Source organism: Putridiphycobacter roseus, assembly GCF_003234935.1.
GTDB lineage: Bacteria > Bacteroidota > Bacteroidia > Flavobacteriales_D > Crocinitomicaceae > Putridiphycobacter > Putridiphycobacter roseus.
Genome location: NZ_QKSB01000002.1, coordinates 374,299 through 400,722, shown reverse-complemented (window position 1 = coordinate 400,722; position 26,424 = coordinate 374,299). Strand labels below are relative to the sequence as shown.

23 protein-coding genes are annotated in these 26,424 nt (G+C 34.8%); 12 read left to right on the top strand and 11 right to left on the bottom strand.

The genetic code is table 11. The annotated features are described in order from the left end of the window. Positions 1-4 precede the first annotated feature (4 nt). Together DNU06_RS05560 and DNU06_RS05555 are read right to left on the bottom strand one after the other, a co-directional pair. Positions 5-1,612 (bottom strand): SulP family inorganic anion transporter, encoded by a 1,608-nt coding sequence (locus DNU06_RS05560; RefSeq protein ID WP_111062235.1) that lies wholly within the window; start codon positions 1,610-1,612, stop codon positions 5-7. 13 nt (positions 1,613-1,625) lie between these two features. Next, positions 1,626-2,294 (bottom strand): TetR/AcrR family transcriptional regulator, encoded by a 669-nt coding sequence (locus DNU06_RS05555; protein ID WP_111062234.1) that lies wholly within the window; start codon positions 2,292-2,294, stop codon positions 1,626-1,628. A gap of 188 nt (positions 2,295-2,482) precedes the next feature. On the opposite strand from DNU06_RS05555, the gene DNU06_RS05550 reads away from it, so the two are divergent. The 10 genes from DNU06_RS05550 to DNU06_RS05505 all read left to right on the top strand — a co-directional run bounded on the left by DNU06_RS05550 (position 2,483) and on the right by DNU06_RS05505 (position 12,989). After that, positions 2,483-2,839, top strand: a complete 357-nt coding sequence (locus tag DNU06_RS05550) for a hypothetical protein (protein ID WP_146239160.1) — start codon at positions 2,483-2,485, stop codon at positions 2,837-2,839. Between the two features lie 44 nt (positions 2,840-2,883). After that, the gene (locus DNU06_RS05545; protein WP_146239159.1) at positions 2,884-3,807 is read left to right on the top strand and encodes a hypothetical protein; all 924 of its coding nucleotides are present in this window, start codon (positions 2,884-2,886) and stop codon (positions 3,805-3,807) included. A 20-nt stretch (positions 3,808-3,827) separates the two neighbouring features. After that, positions 3,828-4,658 (top strand): MbnP family protein, encoded by an 831-nt coding sequence (locus DNU06_RS05540; RefSeq protein ID WP_111062231.1) that lies wholly within the window; start codon positions 3,828-3,830, stop codon positions 4,656-4,658. 87 nt (positions 4,659-4,745) lie between these two features. After that, a complete protein-coding gene (locus tag DNU06_RS05535; protein ID WP_111062230.1) occupies positions 4,746-5,141 on the top strand; it encodes a hypothetical protein in 396 nt (131 codons plus the stop codon). A gap of 174 nt (positions 5,142-5,315) precedes the next feature. Next, positions 5,316-6,671, top strand: a complete 1,356-nt coding sequence (gene ffh, locus DNU06_RS05530) for a signal recognition particle protein (RefSeq protein WP_111062229.1) — start codon at positions 5,316-5,318, stop codon at positions 6,669-6,671. Between the two features lie 134 nt (positions 6,672-6,805). Then, positions 6,806-7,723, top strand: coding sequence for a ribonuclease Z (locus tag DNU06_RS05525; protein WP_233502961.1), 918 nt, complete (start codon positions 6,806-6,808; stop codon positions 7,721-7,723). A 262-nt stretch (positions 7,724-7,985) separates the two neighbouring features. Beyond that, positions 7,986-8,831 (top strand): aldo/keto reductase, encoded by an 846-nt coding sequence (locus DNU06_RS05520; protein WP_111062228.1) that lies wholly within the window; start codon positions 7,986-7,988, stop codon positions 8,829-8,831. A gap of 362 nt (positions 8,832-9,193) precedes the next feature. Beyond that, complete coding sequence (gene fabV / locus DNU06_RS05515; protein ID WP_111062227.1) at positions 9,194-10,381, top strand: enoyl-ACP reductase FabV; 1,188 nt, start codon at positions 9,194-9,196, stop codon at positions 10,379-10,381. Positions 10,382-10,495: 114 nt separating this feature from the next. Further along, positions 10,496-11,296, top strand: coding sequence for a helix-turn-helix domain-containing protein (locus DNU06_RS05510; protein ID WP_111062226.1), 801 nt, complete (start codon positions 10,496-10,498; stop codon positions 11,294-11,296). Between the two features lie 61 nt (positions 11,297-11,357). Beyond that, positions 11,358-12,989, top strand: a complete 1,632-nt coding sequence (locus DNU06_RS05505; protein ID WP_111062225.1) for a serine hydrolase domain-containing protein — start codon at positions 11,358-11,360, stop codon at positions 12,987-12,989. 65 nt (positions 12,990-13,054) lie between these two features. Here the strand turns inward: DNU06_RS05505 and DNU06_RS05500 are convergent, their stop codons facing one another. From DNU06_RS05500 to DNU06_RS05485, 4 genes are read right to left on the bottom strand one after another with little or no spacing between them, the layout of a single operon-like run. Then, on the bottom strand, positions 13,055-13,765 hold the full coding sequence (locus DNU06_RS05500; protein ID WP_111062224.1) for a hypothetical protein: 711 nt from the start codon (positions 13,763-13,765) through the stop codon (positions 13,055-13,057). A gap of 13 nt (positions 13,766-13,778) precedes the next feature. After that, complete coding sequence (locus tag DNU06_RS05495) at positions 13,779-14,477, bottom strand: fluoroquinolone export ABC transporter permease subunit (RefSeq protein ID WP_111062223.1); 699 nt, start codon at positions 14,475-14,477, stop codon at positions 13,779-13,781. Next, complete coding sequence (locus DNU06_RS05490; protein ID WP_111062397.1) at positions 14,474-15,325, bottom strand: ABC transporter ATP-binding protein; 852 nt, start codon at positions 15,323-15,325, stop codon at positions 14,474-14,476. The genes DNU06_RS05495 and DNU06_RS05490 overlap by 4 nt, the downstream gene beginning before the upstream one ends. 7 nt (positions 15,326-15,332) lie before the next feature. Continuing rightward, positions 15,333-16,001 carry a TetR/AcrR family transcriptional regulator gene (locus DNU06_RS05485; RefSeq protein WP_111062222.1) on the bottom strand — a complete coding sequence of 223 codons (669 nt, stop codon included), beginning with the start codon at positions 15,999-16,001 and terminating at the stop codon, positions 15,333-15,335. A 361-nt stretch (positions 16,002-16,362) separates the two neighbouring features. Here DNU06_RS05485 and DNU06_RS05480 point away from each other — a divergent pair, with 361 nt between their 5' ends. Both DNU06_RS05480 and DNU06_RS05475 read left to right on the top strand, forming a co-directional pair. Beyond that, a complete protein-coding gene (locus tag DNU06_RS05480; RefSeq protein ID WP_111062221.1) occupies positions 16,363-17,094 on the top strand; it encodes a DUF4197 domain-containing protein in 732 nt (243 codons plus the stop codon). Between the two features lie 186 nt (positions 17,095-17,280). Then, a complete protein-coding gene (locus tag DNU06_RS05475) occupies positions 17,281-18,447 on the top strand; it encodes a YHYH protein (RefSeq protein WP_111062220.1) in 1,167 nt (388 codons plus the stop codon). A 237-nt stretch (positions 18,448-18,684) separates the two neighbouring features. Here the strand turns inward: DNU06_RS05475 and DNU06_RS05470 are convergent, their stop codons facing one another. From DNU06_RS05470 to DNU06_RS05450, 5 genes are all read right to left on the bottom strand, one after another. Continuing rightward, complete coding sequence (locus tag DNU06_RS05470) at positions 18,685-20,100, bottom strand: efflux transporter outer membrane subunit (protein ID WP_111062219.1); 1,416 nt, start codon at positions 20,098-20,100, stop codon at positions 18,685-18,687. Continuing rightward, positions 20,097-23,243, bottom strand: coding sequence for an efflux RND transporter permease subunit (locus DNU06_RS05465; RefSeq protein WP_111062218.1), 3,147 nt, complete (start codon positions 23,241-23,243; stop codon positions 20,097-20,099). The genes DNU06_RS05470 and DNU06_RS05465 overlap by 4 nt, the downstream gene beginning before the upstream one ends. Before the next feature lie 13 nt (positions 23,244-23,256). Next, positions 23,257-24,384, bottom strand: coding sequence for an efflux RND transporter periplasmic adaptor subunit (locus tag DNU06_RS05460; protein ID WP_111062217.1), 1,128 nt, complete (start codon positions 24,382-24,384; stop codon positions 23,257-23,259). Beyond that, a complete protein-coding gene (locus DNU06_RS05455) occupies positions 24,381-24,875 on the bottom strand; it encodes a GbsR/MarR family transcriptional regulator (RefSeq protein ID WP_111062216.1) in 495 nt (164 codons plus the stop codon). Before DNU06_RS05455 ends, DNU06_RS05460 begins: the two co-directional genes overlap by 4 nt. Before the next feature lie 669 nt (positions 24,876-25,544). Continuing rightward, on the bottom strand, positions 25,545-26,021 hold the full coding sequence (locus DNU06_RS05450; RefSeq protein WP_111062215.1) for a PaaI family thioesterase: 477 nt from the start codon (positions 26,019-26,021) through the stop codon (positions 25,545-25,547). Positions 26,022-26,424 lie beyond the last annotated feature (403 nt).

The window sequence follows — 26,424 nt, the reverse complement described above, 5'->3', positions numbered from 1 at the left end:
TTATTTAGTTTGAAATTTTAAAATGTTGCAATGGACTTTTTGATTTGGTGACGTCTAGTCCTTTGACGCTTAAATTTATATCTCTTGATTTTGCATTGATGGCAAAGTTTTCGAATATCTCTATTACATCATAATGAATAAATTGGGTTTTAGAACCATCAATGATTACTATGGAATTATCTGGAATTTTACTCAAGGTGTTTAATACAGATGCCTTGTTTAAAAAAGTAACGTCTTCGGATAAAGTGATGATAATTTTTTTCTTACCATCTTCCACTAAGTCCCCAGATAGTTCAAAAGGAACCTTAAAATTATTTCTTAATATTATAAAGATGGCTACCACCAATCCCATGCCAATTCCCATTAACAAATCGGTAAAAAGAATACCTAATACTGTGATTAAGAATGGTAAGAATTGTCCTAAACCTTGGCGATACATTTTTCTGAATAAAGCAGGTTTTGCTAGTTTAAATCCAACCACTAATAAAATAGCCGCTAAGGTAGCTAAGGGAATCATGTTTAATAAAAAAGGAATGGTAATGATACTGATTAACAATAAGAAACCATGAAGTATAGTAGATGCTTTGGTTTTTCCACCAGCCTGCTGGTTTGCCGAACTTCGAACAATTACTTGTGTGATAGGTAATCCACCAATAAAACCTGAAATTAAGTTACCAATTCCTTGCGCTCTAAGTTCTTTGTTGGTAGGGGTAATTCTTTTTAAATCATCTTGCTTATCTGAGGCTTCGACACAAAGTAGGGTTTCAATACTCGCAATGGCAGCAATTACAATTGCGGTAATGTAAACTTGAGGGTCTTTTAAGGCGCTAAAATTTGGTCTTTTAAAGTTCGACAAAAAGTCACTGGTTGACGAAGCAATAGGTAAGTCTACTAAGTGTTCTTTTGCAATAGCTAAATCTGTATTTCCCTTAAATAGTATGTTTAAAACGATACCAGCAACTACCGCTAATAAGGGACCAGGAATTAAGCTTAGAATTTTATTTTTTTGAATGATTTTTGCTTGCCAACCAATAAGAATGACAAGAGAGATAGCTGTAATGATTATTACCCCTGGACTAACAAAGTTGAACATGTTGGCTAATTCTGAAAAGGTATTTTCATTGTCTCTTTGGAAAAATTCAAAGTCTCCTTCAGGGTCTTTGTCGTATCCAAAAGCATGTGGGATTTGTTTTAAGAAAATTAATATCCCTATCCCTGCCAACATACCATGTATGACAGAGGAAGGAAAGTAATAGGCAATAATACCGGCACGTAAAATCCCCATTATTATTTGAATAATACCAGCTAACATTACTGCGACCAAAAAGATCTCAAATCCGCCACCTTCAATTCCACCAAATCCTTTAATGGCTTCAAAAACAATGACAGCTAATCCGGCAGCAGGTCCACTCACGCCTAAAGGTGAACCACTTAAAGAGCCCACGACTATACCGCCAATTATACCTGAAATAATTCCAGCTAATGGGGGAGCACCAGACGCTAAGGCTATGCCTAAACATAAAGGAAGTGCTACTAAGAATACCACCACACTGGCAGGTATATCTTTGTTTAAATTTTTAAAAGGGTTGAGGTTGTTTATTTTACTTTGCATAATTGGATTGAAATTATTGGATGGCTTTAAAAATTAAATCGGTATAAAAATCAGCAATTATCGTTTTGCTGTTAATCTCGTCCGTGGTTTTAGGAAAATGAGAGGCAAAATGAGATTGTTCAATAGCGCCATCTACCATGGCAAACACCAACATGTTTGGGTATGGATAATCAGGGTTGATTTGTGAGATAAACGCACTCACTCTTTCAATTACTTGTTTGAACGGATTAAAAAGTCCTTTTTGGTTTTGTTCGTCTACCGTTTTATTGTGGGAAACTTTGATGGATTCCGCAACAATTATTCTATTCAGTATTACTTCATCAATGTGCTCGAATGTTTGATCTGTTTCAATTGGACTGCACAATAAAGTAATGGCACTTTTTAGCTTTTCTTTGGCTGAAGTATGGTTGATGGTCCCAAAAACTAATCGGTATTCCATCCAACTCCAATACCAAGCATATAAATAAACCAATAAGGAACGTTTAGAGTCGAAATAACGGTAAACAGAGCTTTCTGGAGAGCCAATAGCAATACCTAATTTTTTAAAGGTAAATGCTTCAAAACCCAATTGATCAATCAATTCAATACTCTTAGATACAATTTTTTTCCCCAAAACAGAGGATTCAGGGTTTTTTAGGTAAAGGTCCTCACTTACAGTGATATGTATTTGTAGATTCTTCATGTTTAATATATACTTGTGCAAATATAATAGTATTACTATCAATAATGAAGAGAATTACCAGTTTTTTTTATAAAAATGTAAAATAAGACCTGCGAATAATTGCTTATGTGATAATTGTCATTTAAAATTATATAAATTAGACTTATCTTTGTATGGTAATGTTAGGGAATAAAGTGATAGCAATGGTAATGGCAATATTTATATTGACTGTTTTGTTGTTTCCTACTGTTAAGGTGCTTAACTTTTATCAAAACCAAGCGGAAATAACGGATTTACATTGCGTGAATAAAGACAAGCCAGAATTACATTGTGCTGGTCATTGTTACCTAAAGACACAGCTTCAGCTTGAAGAAAGCCAATCACCTGCTGAAAAAAATGACTTGACAAGTTATATTTATTTGCCAATTGCTTTTAACCGTTTACCCAAATCTATTCAAGCCCCTTTCTTGGCTAGGCAAGAGGTCAAATCTCTATCCTTTTTATTGGTAAGAGATGTGCATCATTATATAAATGCAATTTTTATTCCGCCCCGATATCTATCTTAATATTTTGAAAAGAAAACTTCATCAATTATAGATAAATAAACAGAATGAGAATAAAAATATTGAGTATGTTGTTACTATTTTCTAGTACTACATACGCATGTGATGGGTGTAATATATATTCCCCAGTCGGATTAAATAGCACAAAGAATAGACTTAGCGTATATGCTAGACAAAGAAAAACATTAGGAACTTACAACCAGTTGGGGGAGTTGGTAATGAAGCATAGTGGGCATTCTTCCGATCAAGGTATTTGGGGAAAGTCGGTGGTGGAGAGGTACCAAACTTTAGAGTTAAGGGGAGATTTTTTCTTTTATGACAAGCTTCAGTTTTCTTTTGTACTGCCATTTACGAATAACATTCAAACCTTAGATGGGGATAAAAGGTTTAGCTTAAGTGGTATTTCCGATCCAACTTTATTACTTGGTTATAATTTTAATTTTAATAAAGGTAAAGTTGTAGACGCAAGATTGACTGTAGGAGGGGGATTTAAATATCGCTTAGGGTTGATTAATTTAACCTCAGAGAGTTTTATACCTAATCTTGATTTTCAGCCAGGTACAGGAGCGAATAGTGTGATGGCTTTTGTAAACTATAGGTTGACTTATAAGGATTGGAGTTTTTTCACCTCTTTGAATTATAAAAAAAATGGGTTTAACGAATACCATTATAAATATGGTGAAACAGTTAATTCAAGGGTAGATTTTATTTATAAACTCGACTTAAATAAAACCTCTCTTTTGTTTTTGGCTGGTGCTTATGCCGAATGGGCAGGTTATGATGAAGCATATGAAGTGTTTGAAACCACTGGTGGAACTATTTATTTTGCCAATCTTGGGGTGAAATGGATGACACAAAACACCATGTTTCATTTAGACTTTCAGCCGGTGGTGCACCAACAATTGAACGGCGAGAATGAATTACTCACACAAAATAGAATTAACATAGGATTGACCTATGTGTTTAATTAAAATAATAAAAACAGTATAAAATGAAAACAATAAAAATAACCACTTTGGTATTGGCCGGTTTAACATTGGCTTTTACATCTTGTAAAAAAGAAGGATGTACAGATGAAACAGCTTTTAACTATAATGAAGAAGCAAAAAAGGATGATCAATCTTGTACTTATGATCAAAATATTACTTTAAAGTTTACGCAAGAATTTAATGATGTAGCTGTAACAGCTGATGATTTGGATGAAATTAAATTTACAAACGAACATGGTGAAAAATTGAGTATTATTCGTTTAAGATACTCCATTTCAGATGTGCGTTTTTATAAGGCAGACGGTGATAGTGTGTTGATTGATATGCATCACTTAATTGACTTGTCAGATGCGAATAGTTTGTCCACTGTCTTGGCTACAAAAATTAATCCAGGGGAATATACAGGTGTAGGTTTTAACTACGGTTTTACTGCCGAAGATAATGTTTCAGGTGCATACACTGATTTAAACCAAGCAGTTTGGAATTGGCCCGATATGATTGGTGGCGGTTACCATCAAATGCAAATGGACGGTAGGTATATTAATTCAAATGACGATACTTTGTCTTATAACTTCCATAATGGTAGTGCTACGAAAAATCAAAGTACAGGAGAAGTTACGACCAACTATGTTTTTGTAAAATTAGCCAATTCAAGTTTTACGGCAGATGCTGCTAAAACAATTGATATTAAAATGCAAATTGATGAATGGTATAAAAATCCAAATTTATGGGATTTAAATGTATTGTACACTTCTTTAATGCCAAATTATGATGCGCAATTGTTGATTTCAGAAAATGCAAAATCTGTTTTCACACTTGGTGGTATTAACTAAATAAAAATATAACATTATTTTTTAAGGCATCTCATGTTAAATGGGGTGCTTTTTTTATATTTGTTATATATTAAATATCAGTGGTGTATGAATAAGAAAAGGATAGGCATATTAGTTGGAGGTTTGGTCGTATTTATGATTGCATTTTTTTTAATACCCAGTGGCAATGAGGAAGAAGAATTAGATGTCAACGAAGCGGCTAGTGCTAAAATTTTAACTACTTCAGAATTGAGGTTGTTAGATTATGAGGCGAAACAAAACTTTTTAGGTAGATGGAGCATAAATGGTAATTTAAAGAATGCCAGTGCTAAAAAAATTGACAAGGTAGAGTTTGAATTAAAATTTTCAGACAATACTGAATTTGTAATGTATGAAAAAAGTATTGCTGCACATGCCGTTGATCATGCTTTTGAGTTTAAAGTAACGGGCCATAAAAAAGCCACTTTAATGGGGGTAGATATACGCACAGTTTATACAGAATAACGGAAAGCAATGCGAAGAATAAGAGGTTGGACTATGCTTACTTGTGCTAATCTTTAACATTCCAATTCCTTCCGCACGCCTACTAAATTCATTTTTTTTCAACTGTTTCGCCTTCGGCTTTTGCTTTCTTTAAAAATTCCTTAACTTTGCCAATCTAAAATAAGACCAACACCCATGTTTGAAAATTTAAGTGAAAGATTTGATAGAGCGTTTAAAGTCCTTAAAGGACAAGGACAAATTACTGAAATTAATGTTGCTGAAACTTTAAAAGAAGTAAGAAGGGCTTTATTAGATGCGGATGTTAACTTTAAAACAGCAAAAGAATTTACTACTAAAGTAAAGGATAAAGCCATTGGTAGGAATGTATTGACCACCGTTTCTCCAAGCCAATTGTTGACAAAAATTTGTCACGAAGAATTGGTGGAATTAATGGGGGGAGAGCATGAAGATATTAACTTCAAGGGTAATCCAGGTATTATTTTAATGTCAGGTTTACAAGGGTCTGGTAAAACAACCTTCTCTGGTAAATTGGCAAATTGGTTAAAAAACAAACAAAGAAAAAATCCTTTGTTAGTCGCTTGTGATGTATACCGTCCTGCTGCAATTGACCAATTACATGTATTGGGAGAACAATTAGGGGTAGAAGTATTTTCGAATAGAGAAGAAAAAGATCCGGTTAAAATTGCACAAGCTGCCATAACATACGCTAAGTCAAATGGATTTAATGTTGTAATTGTCGATACTGCTGGTCGTTTAGCGATTGATGAAAAAATGATGGATGAAATTGCAGCGGTAAAACAAGCAATAAATCCTACTGAAACTCTCTTTGTGGTAGATGCCATGACTGGGCAAGATGCTGTTAATACAGCAAAAGCATTTAACGATAAAATTAATTTCGACGGTGTAATCTTAACTAAGTTAGATGGTGATACCCGTGGTGGTGCTGCATTGACTATTAAAACGGTAGTGGATAAGCCTATTAAATTTGTCGGTACTGGTGAGAAAATGGATGCCTTGGATATATTTTATCCTTCTCGTATGGCTGACCGTATTTTAGGAATGGGAGATGTTGTTTCTTTGGTGGAAAAAGCCCAAGAACAATTTGACGAAAAAGAAGCAAAAAAACTACAAAAGAAGATAGCCCAAAATAAATTTGATTTGGATGATTTTTATCAGCAATTACAACAAATCAAAAAAATGGGTAACGTAAAAGATTTAATGGGCATGATTCCAGGTATGGGAAAAGCCATGAAAGATGTGGATATTGATGACGACGCTTTTAAAGGCATTGAAGCAATTATTCAATCCATGACCCCAGCTGAACGTGGCGAACCTTCTTTGATTAACGGCTCTCGTAAAAAAAGAATTGCCAACGGATCAGGGAATAAAATTGAAGAAGTAAATAAGCTATTAAAGCAATTCAATGAAACCAAAAAAATGATGCACCTCATGTCAAACAAAAAGAACATGATGAGTATGATGAAGCAAATGAAAGGCATGCGTGGTGGTATGGGAATGCCAGGAATGTAAGCACACAGTGCCTTTTCTATGCACCCAGAATCCTTGTCGCATCAATACGTATATATTTAAGACCGTAGTTTTCTAGAACCTAGACTAGTTGATAAGCTGCTGAATCTAGGGGCTAGCAATTTAGTAGCTAAAAAATGATTAAACTAACAATTCTCGGTTCTGGCGCAGCGACACCTACTTTAAAAAGAGGCGTGACAGCCCAATACTTGAACTTTAACGAAAGGAGAATTTTAATTGATTGCGGAGAAGGGACGCAATTGCAAGTGCGTAGATATGGGGTGAAATTTCAACGCATTCAATACATTTTTATTTCTCATTTACATGGCGACCATTATTTAGGATTGGTTGGCTTATTGTCCTCCATGAATTTATTGGGTAGGGTGAATGCTATGCATATTTTTGCTGCTCCTGAATTGGAATTAATCCTCAAACAACAATTTGAATTAACGTACGTAAAATTGAATTTTGAACTTATTTTTCATCACTTAACTGCAAAAACTACTACTTTGGTATTGGAAGATAAGGTAATGACGGTAAAAGCCATTCCTTTGAAACACCGAATTAGTTGCTATGGCTTCTTGTTTGAAGAAAAAATAAAAGAAAGAGGAGTGGACCCAGAAGCCATTAAAGAATTTGATTTAACCATACCAGAAATTTTAGCTTTAAAAGCAGGTAAAGATGTTATGCGTGGAGAAATTACCATGCCTAACGAAGATGCTACCTTTGATCCGCCCAAGCCCAAGTCTTACGCTTTTTGTACAGATACTAAGTATTTAACTAGATTAGTAGATGAAATTCAGGGCGTAGATTATTTATACCACGAAGCCACCTTTTTGGAAAAAGAGAAAGACCGCGCTAAAGCCACTTTCCATACCACTGCATTACAAGCTGCTACTTTAGCGAAGGCTGCGCAAGTCGGGCATTTGTTATTAGGCCATTTTTCAGCCCGGTACCGTAATACGGATGAATTACTGTCAGAAGCCCAAAGTGTATTTCCAAATACTACTTGCGTATACGACGGACAGGAGTTTTATCTGGCGAAAAACAATTAATAATTGACCAAATTTAAGTTTAACGCTACTAAGATTGTGTTGCTTATTGTCTAGAAGGTTTTAAAATGACTGCTGTTTTTAGTTTAATGTCCTGCACATCCTCTAAGTGTTATGCTTGTAATTGTAAAATTGAATAGATATATTTGAATAAAACCAACTGGAATAAATGAACGCAAATTGTTGGATGTGTTTAGCAGTTCTCTTTGCGGTTTATTTTGTAAGATCCCCTAGTTTTCATACAGGTTGACTAAAAAATAATGAAATGATAAAAAAATATTTTGAACTGAACAATGGCGTAAAAATTCCTTCCATAGGTTTTGGTACTTACAAAACTCCAGATGGAGAAATGGCAATCAATGCCATAAAGAAAGCAATAGAAGTTGGGTATAGGCATATGGATACCGCAGCGATATATGAAAATGAAGTGGGTGTTGGTAAAGGGGTTCAGTTGTGTGGCGTGGATCGCGCAAAAATATTTGTAACTAGTAAAGTCTGGAACACAGAAAGAGGGTATCAATCTACATTAGATGCATTTGAAAAGACACTACAGGACTTAGGTCTGGAATACTTGGATTTATATTTAATTCATTGGCCAGCGAATGCCCATCAATTTGACAATTGGCGAGACATTAATGCAAATACTTGGCGTGCCATGGAACAACTTTACGCGGCAGGGAAAATAAAGGCCATAGGTGTCAGTAATTTTTTACCACATCATTTAGAGTCTTTAATGCAAAATGCCACGGTTATGCCAGCGGTAAATCAAATAGAGTTTCACCCAGGCTTTACACAAAGTGAATGTGTAAAATTTTGTTTTGAAAACAATATTTTGGTAGAAGGGTGGAGACCATTTGGAAAAGGAGATGTTTTTGGGCATGAAGTATTGAAAGTAATTGCCGAAAAGCATCATAAATCAGTGGCACAAATTTGTATTCGTTGGGCTTTACAAAATCATGTGCTCCCATTACCAAAATCAGTTACACCAAGTCGCATACAAGAAAATTTTGAAGTTTTCGATTTTGAAATTTCATCCAGTGATATGGATTTAATCAGCCAAATAGATGATTTAGGATACTCGGGATTAAATCCGGACACCGTTGATTTTTAAGGTGCAAGACCATGGGGAGGTGTGTAATGTGGTAAAAAGAAAGTAGACTCCTATTTTGGGGGTGGTTTGTCGCCTCCTCTCTTTTTTAAAAATAGCGAATATGGAAAGCTGGAAATGAATAAACCGTTTTTAGAAAAGTATTACCGTTTATTCTAGCTAACCTCTTCTGTAAAAATGACCTTACAAAGACGATCTCTGGTTGATTTAACAGTTGACTTTCTAAAAAAAAGTAAGTCAAACCAGAATTTTAAATATTTAAAATAATTACTTTAGTCTAAATAAAACCTTAGCAATTACTGAATTTTTTTGTGCTAAGTAAAACAATCAGTAATAAATTCTAAGTATAATTTAAAAAACAATAGATGATAATAGAACCAAAAACGCGTGGATTTATCTGTATTACCTCTCATCCTGAAGGTTGTGAGAAGAGTGTATTAGATCAAATTAATTACATAAAATCAAAAGGAGAAATACAAGGTCCAAAAAATGTATTAGTAATTGGAGCTTCAACGGGATTTGGTTTAGCTTCGAGGATAACTAGTGCCTTTGGTTCAAAGTCGGCCACCATTGGGGTGTTTTTTGAAAAACCACCTGCACCAGGCAAAACGGCATCTTCTGGTTGGTATAACACAGCAGCTTTCGAAAGAATAGCACATGAAGACGGCTTATATGCGAAAAGCATCAATGGAGATGCTTTTTCAAATGAAGTAAAAGAGCAAACTATCCAATTAATCAAAAAAGATTTGGGGCAAATTGACATGATTATTTATAGTCTGGCTTCCCCAGTAAGAACGCATCCGGTAACTGGAGTGAGACATAAATCGACTTTAAAGCCAATAGGAGGTACTTTTACCAATAAAACGGTAGACTTTCATACGGGAGAAGTGAAAAATATTAGCATTGAACCCTGTACACAAGAAGACATTGAAAATACAATTGCTGTAATGGGCGGAGAAGACTGGGAAATGTGGATCAATGCATTGAAAAAAGAGAACTTACTTTCTGATGGTTTTAAAACCATTGCCTATTCTTATATTGGGCCAAAACTTACTGAGGCGGTATACCGAAAAGGGACCATTGGTAAAGCAAAAGACCATTTGGAAAAAACTGCTTTTACGATTACGGATTCCTTAAAAGATATTAATGGAAAGGCATTTGTTTCGGTTAATAAAGCACTTGTTACACAGTCAAGTTCTGCTATTCCAGTTATTCCTCTGTATATTTCATTACTGTATAAAGTAATGAAAGAAAAGGGGGTTCAAGAAGGTTGTATTGCGCAAATTCATAGGTTATATACCGAAAGATTATTCTTAGATGAAGTACCTACAGATTCAGAGGGTAGAATTCGGATTGATGACTTGGAAATGCGCGCTGATATTCAAGAGGAGGTTGCACAATTATGGGAACAAGCGTCTACCGAAACGCTGCCGTCAATAGGTGATTTGGAAGGGTATAAAGACGAGTTTTTTAACCTTTTTGGTTTCCATTATGATGAGATTGACTATAGTCTTGACACAGAGGAAATGGTAGATATACCTGGCTTACAATAAAAAATTAAAAGCTTTTATTTAAAAGGATTAAAGGGCGTGTGTGTAAAGCAAAAACTGTGGATGCACCGCCCTGGATTTCTTTAAAAAAAATTAAACCATAAGTTAAAAAAAGTAATGGATAAATTGAAGAAAGGGGAGTTTTACGGTAAGCATTACAAAAAATCAACTTTTGAAAATATTATTATTACAGATACGGAATACACACATAGTAAAGTGGATTGGCATTATCACGAAACTCCCTACTTTACTTATCTCCTTCAAGGAAAATTATTCGAATCAAATAAAAAAGAATCCTACCTTTTAGAGCCGGGTAGCCTTTTGTTTCATAATTGGCAAGATGCGCATTACAATATTAAACCGCCACAATATACCAGAGGGTTTCACATTGAACTAAATGAAAATTGGTTTTCAAATGTGGATATTGAAATGATAGATTTTGAAGGTAGTATGCAGCTAAAGTCTCCATGGATTAAAAACCTAGTCAATCAAATATTCCTAGAGTCTAAAATAAATGACCAATATTCTAATCTAAGTATAGAAACGGCATTGATTGACATTTTTGGGACCATAAAAAAAACGGAGAATAAAATCTTGAAACGACCGATTTGGGTGAATAGGTTGCAAGAACTTTTATTAGAGGAAAATAGGAGCTATTCTTTAAAAAACTTAAGTGGGATTCTAGAAATTCATCCAGTACATTTGTCAAGAGAGTTTAGGAGATATTTTGGAACTACGCTTGGTAATTACATGAGACTTATAAAGCTAAATAAAGCTTTTCATCTTCTTGCCTTAAATCAATTTTCATTGACAGAGATTTGCTACCAATGCGGGTTTTACGACCAAAGTCATTTTATCAATAACTTTAAATCGGTATACCATACAACTCCTTCGCGTTTTTTAAAGCAAATTTCTTAAATGCTAATTTTGTACAATTATATGACCTCCTAAAACAATATTTTTGTCTCAAATTACCAATATGAAATTAAATTATATTCTAATAATTATTACTTGTTTGTGCCTGTCGTGTAGCCATAAAAGCGAGACAACTAAAATAATCGATTTGGAGGAAAAAGAGAATTTGAATTTTTCAAAAATTGATGTCTCAAAAAATAAAGCGACTGCAAAGGACTATTTAAAAACTTTTACACGCAATGAGGATAAGTTTCTGAATATTCATTTTACCTTAGATAAGCCATTGATAGAGAGTCTTGAGTTACTCGCACCAGACCTAACGGAAAATGAATGTTTAGAAAAAGGGAATTTTCAATTTTCCTTTTTAATAGATGGGGTAACTATTTATGAGGAAAATTTAAATAAAGGAGCAGGATCGAAAGCGTTTAAAAAAGAACAGTTGGACCATACCATACGTTTGTTAGCGCCAAATCAATTAGATTATTGGGGCTGGTTTATGTGGTTAAAATTCATGAAATTAGGCGGTGGAGAAGAGTTGCTTAAGGAAGGAGGTCATACTTTAAGTATAGCGGTAAGGCCATATATTAAACAAGAGGAATTAAAAGTTGGTAGTCTTTTGGCCAAAGGAAGTATTACCGTCGAGGTAGCTGAAATAGTAGTGGATGAAAGATTAATACCGATTCAAAAAATACAACCCAATAGTGGGTGGGAGATAGCTAAAAATGATTTTAATCCAAAAAAAATAACGGCTTTAAATAGAAGAATAGCGGAGGGTTATTTTGAAGCTATAAATGGAATTGTAGTAATCAAGGAAGGGCAACTTTTATTAGAGGAATATTTTAATGGCGAAAATAGAACTACTTTACACGATTCAAGGTCCGTAGGGAAATCCATGGCATCAACCATGTTGGGAATTGCTATTCAAGAAAATTATATTAATAGTGAAAATGAATTTTTAAAAATTTTTTACGATTTAAAATCTTACACTAATTATAGTGTGGAAAAAGAGATGGTGACCTTAAAATCTCTTTTAACTATGTGTTCAGGGTTTGATGGAGATGACAGTGATTATAACAGTCCCGGGAATGAAGAAAATATGTATCCAACGAATAATTGGGTTGAGTTTACCCTGGGTTTACCCATGCAAGAAGATCAAAAAAAGGCGAAGGAATTTACTTATTTTACAGCTGGAGTAGTTGTGTTGGGAGACGTTATTAATCAATCGGTGCCTAATGGGTTGATTTCTTATGCCGAGAAAAAATTATTTGGGCCATTGGATATTTCCAATTATCAATGGGAATATACGCCTCAAAAAGTTGGAAACACCGCTGGGGGAATTAGACTAAGCGCGCTTGATTTTGCTAAATATGGGCAATTATATAAAAATAAAGGGCTTTGGAAAGGGCAACAAATTCTAACCAAAGAATGGGTTGAAAAAAGTCTAAGTCACCAAGTAAAACAATCCATTGACGGAGATTATTATGGTTATTTGTTCTGGAACAAGACCTATAAATATATGGATAAAGAATATGAGGTTTCTTTTTGTAGTGGTAATGGTGGTAATAAAATTTTCATTTTCAAAGACATTCCTTTTGTAGTTGTTATTACTGCTTCAGCTTATAATAAACCTAATGCCCATTTGAATGCAGATAAAATGATGGTTGAATATATATTGCCAGCAATCATAAAAGGGTAGGGTAATACTTGAAAATCGTAACCCTTAATTTCTGCATAAAAGAGTCCAAATAAAGAGCCTGATTTTTAGGTGAAATGCTTTCTGATAAATAAATGGGCTACTGCCCACAAACATACTGCAAAATAAAGGAAACCAACACTTAATAATAGCCCTACAGGAAGTCCTAGTGTTGCATTTTCAATACTTTGAAAAATCCAATGGGTCGGAATAAATCCAAAAAGAGGTTTAAATTTTTCAGGTACAAAGAAAGCAACAATAGGCAAAAGTACGATCATATTGAATGCTTTGATATAAATCATCCCTTCCATTCTATTTTTAACGATTGAATTGATGGCCAAAGCGTAAACAGGTACCACAAAAGCAGCAAGTAGTGATATGCATAAGTTGACGCCTATACTGATTTCAAAAAAAGGCTGTACGATAAACAATAGGAAATTTAAGCCGAATGTAAAGGAGTAGGGAATTAAAAATCGCGAAAGAATATATTCCAACTTCGAGAGTGGCACTACGCCATACACTTTTGCGACATCTGTTTCTTTTTCATCAATCAAAACCATGGTGCTAATAAAGCTAAATGCTTGTGTATTTTCAATCACGGCAATGACTAAAAATAAAGATAAATAAGGAGCTAAAAATTCATATTTCTCTACCAAAGGTGGCAATCCCCATAGGATTAAAACAAATAGAATAATGGGTAAACCTAACATTCCTTTTAGGGAATTATCTCTAAAAATGATTTTAAAGTCGACTAAAGCAAGTCTTAATATTTTTTTCATACGTTACAAGTATTTATGGAGAGACAATTTTTTTTACAAATCGGTTAAATGCCAACCAATATAAAAATGGCAAGGATACGATAATGGTAGTGTAAGATATGTAGGGGTGGATTTCGGTGCCACTAATTGCATTGTCTATCAAATCTAAACTGCCTTGAATGGGAAATAAGTATTTTGCCCACCCCATGTCTATTATCCCTAAATATTGCAGTAATGGAAGGTTAAAAAAGGCCAAGAATACCGGGATGGAAAGCATGGCGAACTTTAGAAATTCATTTGCATAAGTAAGCATGAACAGTCCGAGAAATGTTGCCATGACACATATTGCCATAGCACCAATGGAGAACGATAAGAGATCAAAGTCAAAACCTTTAACAGAAAATACTAATCCCAAAGAACAAACCAAGCCGACTATGGAGATTGCAAGTGTTTTCGATAAAAGGAAAGTGTGAATGTTTAAAGGTGAGGTAAATATCGCAGGTAATACCTGTTGTTTTATCTCTGTATAGATCGCCAATCCTAAAAAGAAAAAACCAATCACTGAAGGGTCGTTTAAAATGATGGATACCAATAATACATCTAAATTGCCAATATCTTTTAAAAAAAATAAAAGTAGACCATAGATAAAAGTTACCGCTAAACTAATACTAATGATATGGTTTTTTTGTAGCAAGATAAACTGCCATTTTAATTGGGTTAAAAATGATTTCATACCTTAAGTGCTTTTCCGGTTACTTGAATAAATACTTCCTCTAAAGTTGCTTCTTCTGTATGCATTCTTTTAACGTCATCTTCTTGAATAAAAGATAGAAAGTCTTCATTTCTACCTAAGTTTTTTAATGGAAACTCCCGGAGCTCCCCATTGTATAACTCAACATTTAAGGCTTCTTTTCCATACAGTTTTTTTAGGTTTTTCGGCGTGTCGGTAACTTGTAATTTACCATCAACGATAAAGGATACCCGATCACAAATTTCATCAGCGGTAGCCATACTGTGCGTGGTGACGAAAATAGTTTTACCTGCTGCTTTTAAATCTAAAATATGTTGTTTTACTTTGTGCGCGCTGACAGGATCTAGTCCTGTAGTAGGTTCATCAAAAAATAAAATATCTGGGTCGTGTTGAATCGCTCTTATAAAATTCAACCTCATTTTCATTCCTTTCGAATAGGCTTCAACAGGTTTGTTAATGGCATCACTTAAATCTACCATTTCAAAAAGAGAGGCTATACTTTTAACTGGTTTTTTAGAATAAAATGAAGCAAATAAATCCATGTTTTCCTTTCCTGTCAGTTTTAAGTAATGGTTAGGTAGTTCAAATCCGACACCAATTTTCTCGAAATAAGTATTGTCCCAATCCGATAGGTTTTTTCCATCCACTATGGCAATTCCTTCGTATTTGTTGTAAATTTTATACAGTATTTTTTGAGCGGTACTTTTACCAGCGCCTGAAGGACCTAAAAAACCAAACACTTCTCCTTTTTCAATATCAAAATTGATCCCTTTTAAAGTTGGGACGTCATTTTTTGGATAATTAAATACTAAATTTTCTACTTTAATCATACTTTTATTATTGGTTTGATTTTTTATCAAATGATGGTTTCACTAATTGAATGTAATGGTCTACCGTTAACATCAATTTATCTTTTTTACCTTTATAAATGGGAATGTTTTTTTCAATGCTTATTTTTGGATTAATGACTCTGAACTGTATTAAATGTTCTTGGATACTGACGCCTACTTTATATAACATAAACCCCATGACTTGAATCGGAATGTCTTTTCTAAAAAGACCTATTGCTACTTCATGTTTTACCATTTCCTCAAATCCAGCTACCGATTGTTCTAGCATTTCTTGATAAAGGTGCTTAATAGAAGGAGAGTGTAAGTTTTCCATTAATTGAAATAAAAATTGGCTCTGTAAAGGGTTTTCTAAATCAAATTGAACCCCATGTTCATAAAGAGCGCGAAAATAAAACCAAAAATCGGGATAATCTTTTCTTTCAATATGGCCAATGTACTTAAATTTGGTAGTCGAACACACCCCGACTAAATAAAGGAATAAATCGAGTTTGTCTTCGAAGTATTGGTAAATACTCCCTTTTGCAATCCCTATTTTTTTTACAACAACGGTTAAGGAAGCTACATCAAAAGGTTTAGTGGCAAATTCTCTTAAAAAAGCATCTGTAATTAGCTTTCTCTTAGATTCATCTAAATTTAAAAATGTTTGTTTTGGCATTGCTGGATAATTCTAAGTATGACTACCTGGTCATAAAGATAGGGAAGTATTTGTGACTGGCAAGTCATTTGTCTTTTTTTTCTTTCATACTATTTATATGGGTACCAAATAGGTTGGTATGGCGTAAAATGATGTTGTATTTTTTCGCTATTACCTTGTCCTTTCATTCTTTTAGCATTTTTTAATACTAAAGATGGTGGTTTAACCGCCAGAAAAAAGGATATTGAACAATAAAAACACCCAGTTAGAAGTTTGCATACATAAGGGCATAACCTGAGAAATCACTTCCGAGGATTGGTTGTTTTGAAATTTATTATTTTGAAGTACAAAAAAGCAGATTGAAAAACGAAAAATAAACCATATGAAAAAAGCAATTTATCTTACACTTACCGCTGTTTTATTAATGACCTATACCGCAAATGCGCAATTCGATAAATTAAAAAAAACAGTGAATGAAAAAGTGGAAGCAACAAAGTTAGCTTCAACAAGTTTAAGTCAAGAGGAAGTAGGGGCTGGACTTAAAGAAGCCTTAACAAAAGGGGTAGAAAAAGGGGTGGACCAACTTTCCAAGCCGGATGGTTTTTTAAAAGATTTAAGCATTAAAATTCCATTGCCAGAAGAAGCGGAAAAGGTGGAATCAAAATTACGTAGTATTGGTCAAGGGGAAAAAGTAGACGAAACCATAGTGTCAATCAATAGAGCTGCCGAGGATGCAACAGCTGCTGCAAAAGACATATTTGTAGCTGCGATTAAAGGAATGACAATTGAGGATGCCATGCAAATTTTGAAAGGGGAGGATAACGCCGCAACTACATTTCTAGATAAATCGACAAGGGAAGATTTGATGGTTAAATTTGAGCCAATAGTCAAAGCTTCTCTTGATAAAGTTGGCGCTACAAAAAATTGGAATACCATTTTTACGAACTATAATAAATTGCCAATGGTTCAAAAAATAAATCCCGACCTTGTACAGTATGCAACTAGTAAGGCGATTGATGGCTTGTTTGTGCAAATTGCAAACGAGGAATTGAAAATTCGCCAAGATCCTACCGCTCGAGGAACGGATCTTTTGAAAAAAGTATTTGCGCAGTAGGAGGGTAAAACTTCCTGTTTAAATAATTTTCGGTGGACAGCGTATTTTTTTCTATAATTTTTCATGGAAACTATTTTTTTGAATAAGCGAATGATTAGAAGAATTAATTAATTAATTTTATGGTAGGTTTTCATATTGGTGTTTTTTACACAGATAAAAATTTAAATAAACCTTAACCATCATCCAATGAAAAAAATATTTTTTGTAATTATTCTATTTTTTCTGTTTTCATGTAGTACAAATCAAAGAAAAGCAGTTTCTGAGAATGAAACTCAAAAACCTGCCGTATCTCAATTGATCCAAGAAATGGATACCGATAAGGATGGCAGCTTATCTAAAGCAGAAGTGAAGGGGCCTTTAGCAGATGACTTTTCAAATATTGATGCAGATATGGATGGTTTTTTAACGGTAAAAGAATTAGAAAATGCACCTGGCCCAAATAGAGAAAAGCAAAGTCAAATAAAAGTAAATCAAGCAGATATTAATGGTGAGATAAAAACAGTTTCTGTAAATCAAGCTTATTTTATTGCGGAAAATATTATTGGGGAAATTAGACAAGAAAAAATCAATTTATCAGGATTAGAAACATCCTGTTACGTGATAAAAACGCATTCTCAAGCAACAGAACATAAAATGGGACCATGGTGTCCGACACATATAGAGGATGGAATGGATAAAGCAGGGATTTGGTTTAATGCAGGTAAAGTGTATGATATTTCTGGACATTTTATCGCCAATTTAGATGAGTTTTATAGTGACGATAAATGGAAGGTTTATCGAGAGGACGGAAGTATTAGAGTAACCGATACAAAAGAAGGCTGTATCGCAGCTGCTAAACCAAATGTGGAAGAAGCCTACAATAACTATTGTGTAGAGTGTTTACCGGCGTATTTTAAAGACCAAGTAACAACATATGTTATACCGGTAAAACCACAATATTTGAATGTTACACAACATTTAGGTCATGGCGGACTTGGGCTTGCTTTTAATGGGGTGAAATTCGACCCGCCTGCACCAACAGAACTAATATTGGCAGCACATACTATTGCGCCATTAGATGATCATGGTGGACATGTGAATCCACATGGTGGATATCATTATCACGCAGTAACGGGCGGTACCAAAGAAATTGAACAAACTGATTATCATGCCCCAATTATTGGATACGCTATTGATGGTTTTGGTATTTATGCTTTAAAAGATAAGGCAGGTAATTTACCAATAGGTTTAGATGAGTGTGGTGGGCATCAGGATGATATCAGAGGGTACCATTATCATGCTGGTGAGCCAGGAGGGAATCAGATAATAAAATGTTTACATGGTTTACCAGGATATACGGAAGTAGCAGAATAAATTGGTCAACAGTTTTAAATAGATTACCTATGGTTTGCTGCTTAGGAGTAGTAATTATAAGTCTATAAATAAAACTAAAAGTTATAGATAAGAAAGGGATTGCTACTATTAAAAAAAGAATGGTTTGTTAGGTTTAAGATAGGAGAATTCGTTTTACGGAATACATTGTTTGAACAAAAAAAAGCAGTGTATGATACACCGCTTTTTTTGTAATGCATTTCGTTTTACAAAAATATATTATTTCCAACCACCACCAAGTGCTTCATATAGATTTACGATTGCTCCTAGTTGTTGAAGTTTGGTATTGATGCTATTTATCTCTGCACTTAAAGCACTTTGTCTAGCCGTTAGTAAATCCAAGTAATTGGCTAATCCACTTTTTAATAAAGCTTCCGAGTTTTGTTCGGCGGTTCTTAAGGCGTTGACTTCATTTTCTCTAAATGCTATTTTTTTTGTTTCTGATTGATAAGAAAATAAGGCGTTTGAGACTTCGTTACCGGCAATAAGTAAGGTCTTTTTAAACTGTAATAAAGCTTGTTCTTGATTTGCTAAGGCTACTTCTTTTTCAGTCTTTAGTCTTCTTTGGTTAAGAATTGGTTGGGTTAAACCACCTACTACTGTCGCAAATAATGAGTTTAGGCTTAATAATTTGTCTAATTCAATACTTTGAAACCCGCCTGAGGCAGTTAGTATTAAAGAAGGGTAAAAGTTGGCCCTTGCAATATTGGTTTGCTCAAAAGCTTGTATTAATTTATATTCAGCAGCCAGCACATCTGGTCGGTTACTTAATAATAAAGCTGGAACCCCAAGTTTTAATTCTTGGGTAATATTTTGGGTAGCCAAACTACTTCTCTCCAGTTTTTGTCCTGGTTTTCCAAGTAAAATACTCAAAGTGTTCTCTGTTTTAAATATAGCTACTTCAATGTCTACTTGTAAAGCTTTGGCATTGTTGTACTGTGCTATGTTTTGGTCTACCGCTATCTGGCTGGCTTGACCGGACTTTTTCATTGCTTTAATCGTTTCGATACTGCTTTCTCTAGCAGCAATGGTTTTTTCAATTACTTCCAATTGTGCATCCAAGGCCAATAGGTTATAATAGGTGGTAGCGATACTAGAAATTAAACGTGTTTTTACAGCTTGATGTCCTGCGTAACTTTGTAAAAAAGCAGCCTGCGTTGCTCTTTTCTGACTGCGAATTTTTCCCCAAACGTCAATTTCCCAAGATACATTTCCTGTTATGTCGAAACTGTTTAAGCCGCCACTAAAAATAGCACCAAATTGGCTGTTTTCAGAAAATTGTTGATGTGAGGCGTTAACCCCAACATTGGCAGTGGGCAAGTAACCTGCTTTTCCTTGCTTGGCGTAGGCTTCGGCTGCCATTAATTGTTGAATTGCAATACGGACATCCATGTTGTTTTGCAGTCCTTCTTCTATATAATGCTGGAGTGCCAAATCGGTGAACATTGTTTTCCAAGTCACATCTGCGAGAGAGGTACTATCGTTAGATAAGTTTTCTGTTCGGTAAAGTGATTCCGTAGCTACTGCGTCGGGTCTTACATAGTCTTTAGTCACTGAGCAACTTTGTAAAGTTACTAGCAGTCCAGAAATGAATATAGTTTTACGAATATACTGCTTTGTTGTCATTGATTTCATTGTTGTTTGTCTTCAATAGTTTGTACTGCAGGCTTACTAGATACTTTCTCTTGTAACCACTGGAATAATATAAATAAAATGGGGATTACAAAAACACCTAAAATAGTACCAATGAGTAAGCCACCAACGGCACCCGTACCAATAGATTTGTTTCCTTCAGACCCTACACCTTTTGCCATTACTAACGGCATTAAGCCTAAGATAAAAGCAAATGAAGTCATTAGAATTGGACGTAAACGTGTTTTTGCACCATGGATTGCTGCATCTGTAATGCTTTCTCCATTTCTTCGTTTCTGTAAGGCTACTTCTACAATTAGAATCGCATTTTTGGCCAATAAACCAATTAACATGATTAAGGAAATTTGGAAGTAGATGTTATTCTCTAAACCTAAAGCGAGGGTGCTGATGTAAGCACCAAATACGCCAAACGGCAAGGATAGAATCACAGCAAATGGTAGTAAATAACTCTCATATTGCGCACTTAATAAGAAGTATACAAATAAAATACTCAAGATAAAGATAAAAGTAGTTTGGTTTCCTGCACTCACTTCTTCTCTGGTTAATCCTGAGTATGCTACGGTATAGTTGTTGGGAAGTTTTGCAACCTCTTCCTCTATAGCTTTAATGGCGTCTCCGGTACTAAAGCCTTCATTGGTTGCTCCTGTTATCTTGGTAGAATTGTACAAGTTAAAACGGGTTACTGATTGTGGGCCATATACTCTTTTAAAGCTCACGAATTGTGTTATCGGGGTCATTTCACCGGTTCCCGTTTTAACATACATACTGTTTAAGTCGTTTACATCTGATCTATCGTTTGGCAAAGCTTGGATATATACCCTAAATTGTTTACCAAATCGGGAGAAATCAGAGGCGTAAATACCACCGATATAGCCTTGTAAAGTGGAGAATATACTATTTACTGGTACCCCCTTATCTTTTGCTAATGGGACATTAATTTCCATTTCATATTGTGGATATTCTGTACTGAAAGAAGATTGTGCGTATTTAATTTCTGGATGCTTGGTTAATGCTGCAGTAAATTCTTTATTTGCAATATCTAAATCTTTAAATTCACCACCAAATTTGTCGAGTAAGTTTACTTCAAACCCGGAGGAGTTACCAAATCCACGAATACTTGGTGGGGAAAAGAAGATGATTTTTGCCTCAGGGATAGAGTCAACTATTTCAAATAGTTTTTTTGAAATAGCATTAGCTGAAAGAGAGGGGTCAGTTCGTTCACTCCAGTCTTCTAGTTTGATAATACCAAATCCATAATTGCTTCCTGAACCATTTAATAAACTACGACCTCTAATGAGATTAACGCCAACAATACCGTCTACAGTATTTATTTTTTTATATAGTTTTTTGGTAACGGCACTAGTCCTGTCTAAAGAGGCACCCGCTGGTAATTCTATATTGGCAAATATTATTCCTCTATCTTCATTCGGAACAAAGCCAGTAGGGGTTAATTTTGCAGCCCAGAAAATTCCAGTCACGGCAAAAATTAATAATAAAGCTGGTACCCATTTTCTTTTGTATAAAAATTGAAGCGATTGTCCGTATTTATTTACCGTAGCGCTAAACCCACGGTTAAATAAGGTGTAAAAACGTTTTAGGGGACCTTTTCCTTTTAGGGCTTCATCATCTTTATGTGATTTCAATAATAAGGCACACAAGGCGGGACTTAAGGTTAAGGCATTTACAGCAGAGATTAGGATGGCGATAATTAAGGTCACTCCAAATTGTTCGTAAAATACGCCGGTTGGTCCGGTTACAAATGTTACCGGAATAAATACAGCCGCCATTACCAAAGTAATAGAGATGATGGCGCCAGATATTTCACTCATGGCAGTGATGGTAGCAGTTTTAGGGTCCTTTATTCCTATGTCCATTTTAGCGTGCACCGCTTCCACCACAACTATGGCGTCATCTACTACAATTCCTATGGCCAAGACCAAGGCAAAAAGGGTTAAAAGGTTTATGGAATAACCAAAAATACTAAGAAAGAAAAAAGTACCTATTATCGAAACGGGTACAGCAATTGCCGGAATCAAAGTGGACCTAAAATCTTGTAAAAAGATAAATACCACTAAAAATACCAAAACAAAAGCTTCTATCAAGGTGGAGATTACCTTTTCTATGGAAGCATTCAAAAATAAACTGGTATCATAAGGAATAAAAAAGCTCAACCCTTCTGGCAAATCTTTTTCTACAATAGCCAAAGTTGACTTTATGTTTTCTATAATTACTTTTGCATTAGATCCTTTGGTTTGAAATATCCCCATAAATACGGCTGGGTTTCCTAAGCTTTGTGCGTTAGAAGCATATGATTGTGCATCTAACTCAATAGTGGCAATGTCGTTTAATCGAAGAAATTCACCATTTCCTAATGCTTTGATTACGATATCGGCATATTGTTGTTCTTTTTTAAAACGCCCGCTGTAGGTTAATACATAGGAAAATGCTTCCCCATTGTTTTCTCCTAATGCGCCAGCAGCGGCTTCTAAATTTTGTTCTTTTAATGCTGCTGTAATATCTGAAGGAATTAAATTATAAGCGGCTAATTTTTCAGGTTTTAACCAAATACGCATGGCGTAATCTTGTTGGGAGAATACACTTACGTCTCCAACACCACTAATCCTTTGCATGGCCGGGATTACATTTATTTTTAAGTAATTTTGAATAAATGTTGCGTCATATGCAGGGTTTTCTGAATACATAGAGGCGAACATTAATGCACTCGTTTCTTGCTTTTTTGTCGTTACACCTGTTTGTATTACTTCTGCAGGTAACAAAGGGTTAGCACTTGCAACTCGGTTTTGCACATTTACAGCTGCAATATTGGCATCCATTTCTTGGTTAAAATAGACTGTGATTTCCGCGGTTCCATTATTTGAAGCGGTGGAAGTTATGTATGCCATTCCCTCTACACCATTAATTTGCTCTTCAATTGGAATAATTACACTTTCTAATACTGTTTCTGCATTGGCTCCAGGATAAGAGGCGACTACTTTAATGGTTGGTGGCGCAATATCTGGATATTCTTCAATGGGGAGACTGGTAATACTTATGGCTCCAAGTACTACTATGATAATAGAAATGACGGTGGATAATACCGGTCTTTCAATAAATTTTTTTAACATAATTGGAGGTCGTTTAATTTTTAAATAAAGTGGGGATTGGCTGAATAACTTCTTCAAAAGGAGTGTCTATAGGTGAGATTGTCATCTCATTTTTTAATTTCCCAACGCCAGAAACTACAATTTTTTCATCTTTTTCTAGTCCAGAATCTAACACATAAAGACTGCCAACACTTGCTTTTACTTTTACTACTGTAGAAGAAATTTTATTTTCATTATCTACCTTAAATAACATAATATTTCCTTGTTGTTCATAGGTTGCAGCTTGTGGAATTACAGTTGCGTTTTCATATACTAAAGGGATTTGAATAGTGCCACTGTTGCCATTAGTTAATAACTGATTAGGGTTGTCAAATACAGCCCGCAAACTTACGGTTCCCGTTTGTGGGTTAATTTGTCCAGAACTTGTTTGTATTTTTCCTTTTTCCGCATAAGTACTCCCATTGGCTAAGATTAAATTAATGGGTGGGAAATTGGCTAATTTTTCCGTTAAGTTTTTTCCTTTTGCGTGCTCAAGAAAATCTAAATATTGTTTTTCATTTAAACTAAAAAATGCATATACTTTGCTAATGTCACTCACGGTGGTAAGTGGACTAGGATCGCTGGGGCTAATTAAAGAGCCTTCTCTGTATTTTATGGTACCAACAAAGCCATCAACAGGACTTTTTACCGTGGCGTATCCAATGTTTGCAGCTATACTGTTGTAGTTTGCTTTGGCTTGTGCTAAGTTGGCTTTAGCTGTGGCAAGTTGTACCGAACTAATGATGTTTTTTTCTACAAGCGGAATCAGTTTGTCTACTTCTACTTCTGCTACATTAATTCGAGCCTTTGCAGCACTAGCTTCTTGACTTAAAGACTGGGTTTCTAACTTAAATAGAACTTGTCCTTTTCTGACTTTCTGTCCCTCGTCTACCAATACTTTTTGGATATAACCAGCCATTTTTGCCCGCACTTCACTATTTATTACGCCTTCTAAATTAGTAGGGAATTCTTCAAAGCCTGTAATCGTTCTTGGTTGTAGTTCTGTTACTGGAAACATAGGTGTTTTTGCTTCCTTTGTTTTATTTTCTTGTCCACTATTACAACTTTGAAATACTATAATTGCCGCTAATGCTAGGACCGTTATCGTCTTATTTTGTCTCATTTTTTTTCTGTTAGCTTTACTCTTAATTCTTCTACGGAGGCTGTTGCTCCATCCAGAAATTCGATATAATTATTGTGAAAGATTAAATCGAATTTTTCGGTTTCCTTTCCTATGAATTGTTGATTAATTACTTCTTTGTATTCTTTTATTTCTAAGTGCAATAAACGTACTTCGTTCCATTCTTGTATCATACTGTCAATGTGGTGTACTACCATATCTTTATCAATAATAAAATATTTTTTTCGATCGCCTGTTTTGGTGAAATATTCTATTTTTTTTAAATCCTGTAAATGATGAAGGTGACTAGAAATGGTGCTTTTACTGGCACAAAGATCGGTTACCATATCTTCGAATGTGCTTCCCTTTTTTCCTGTAAGTATCACATAGGATAAGATACGAGCCGCCACTGGGGCCAACTGCTCTCTCTTCTCTAAATGGACGCCTAATTTTTCAACCAAACCCATCTTCTCTTTGCAAACATTTTTTTTCATAGCGTTATGTTTAACGTTTTTTCTGCAATCTTTTGTCTTAATTCAAAAGAATAGGGCAAAAGTATATATTTAGTTCGGTTGCGTCCGAACCAATCGAAGTTAAAATCTGTTAAATTTTTTAATGGCCTATTTTAAGGCTTGTTTTGATGGTTTTTACAACGTTTTCATGTTCCTTAAATTATGGCTTAAAGGGTAGTTGATTACGTAAATTTTATGTTGGTTATTTCCAATAGGGAAAAGATTACCTTATCTATTTAAATCGAAAGTTTAAATATTCCCTTCTGTAACCCCTCTATTGGTTAAGTGACATGTAGATTTAAATCAATGAAAAAGTTAAAATAAGGAGAAAGACTTATGGTTATTTTGGCTTCTGGCTTGGTTAGAAAATTTGTAATTTCTATTATTGTCCAGACCATAAGATAGGTTTCCATTTGGATAAATGGGTTAGTTATCCCAATAACTAGCAGGTAGTCATTGTTTGTTTATCTTTTGCGGCTAAGTATTTTGGATTTATTTCAAATCCAATTTGTTAGTCGTATGGGGTGGTGTTACCTCTTGTGATAAAACAAGTAATGATTGTTGCAGTCAGACTATGTCCGCGCGCAAAAAAGCTTAGCAGCTTATGGCTACTATAACCGTAGAGGAATAGGATACCACCTTTTTGTATGGTTAATCTTTTAATCTAATGGCTAATATTTCACCACTGGCGCATATTGTGCCATTGGCTGAAAGGGTCATGTCTACCCATATTTTTCGACCTTCAATACTACGCAGCTTTCCTTTTAATTCCAATGCTACTCCCATTTGGGTAGGTGCCTTAAAGTCTACTTTTAAAGAGGCGGTAACACATCTAATGGGTATGTTTATGCTGCCATCTAATGGAATGTTTTCATTTTCACAAACAAAGGCAGCTGCAGAACCTGTTCCATGACAGTCTAATATGGATGCTAATAAACCACCGTAAACACTCCCAGGTAAAGCGGTATATTTAGGTTCGGGCGTAAAATGTGCTATTGTTTCATTATCGACCATGTATGATTTTAAATGAAATCCATTTGGATTCATTTTTCCACAACCATAACAGTGTGCCAATTCATCTGGGTATAAGTCCTGAATGGCTTTTAAATTTTTTGTGTTCAATTTCATTTTAGTCAAGTTTTATAATAGTAATTTATTACACACTTCTCGCACATGTATCAAATAAAGGCGCTGCATCCCCAGTTTTTGATAAGTCCACTGCTTTTACACGGGTCCACAGTCTAGATAAAATGTGTGCTTGATTAGGTTATGCAATTTACAAATATTCATGTACTTTTTACAGTATTTTACATGACTTTTATGGTGTTATCTATGGAATGATTTAACCGAAGGTTATTTCGGGGAATCGGTTTTGTAAGGTTTTAAATTTGTTGCGGTAATGCGTGGCGTTAACTTGCTTAGTTTTTGTTGGTGTATTAGGTAAGCTGTTCAAATTGAAAAATAAGATGAAACCTTTATATAAAAATAAAATATATGGTCGCCTTTTACTGTGCAGAAATTACATTTTTTC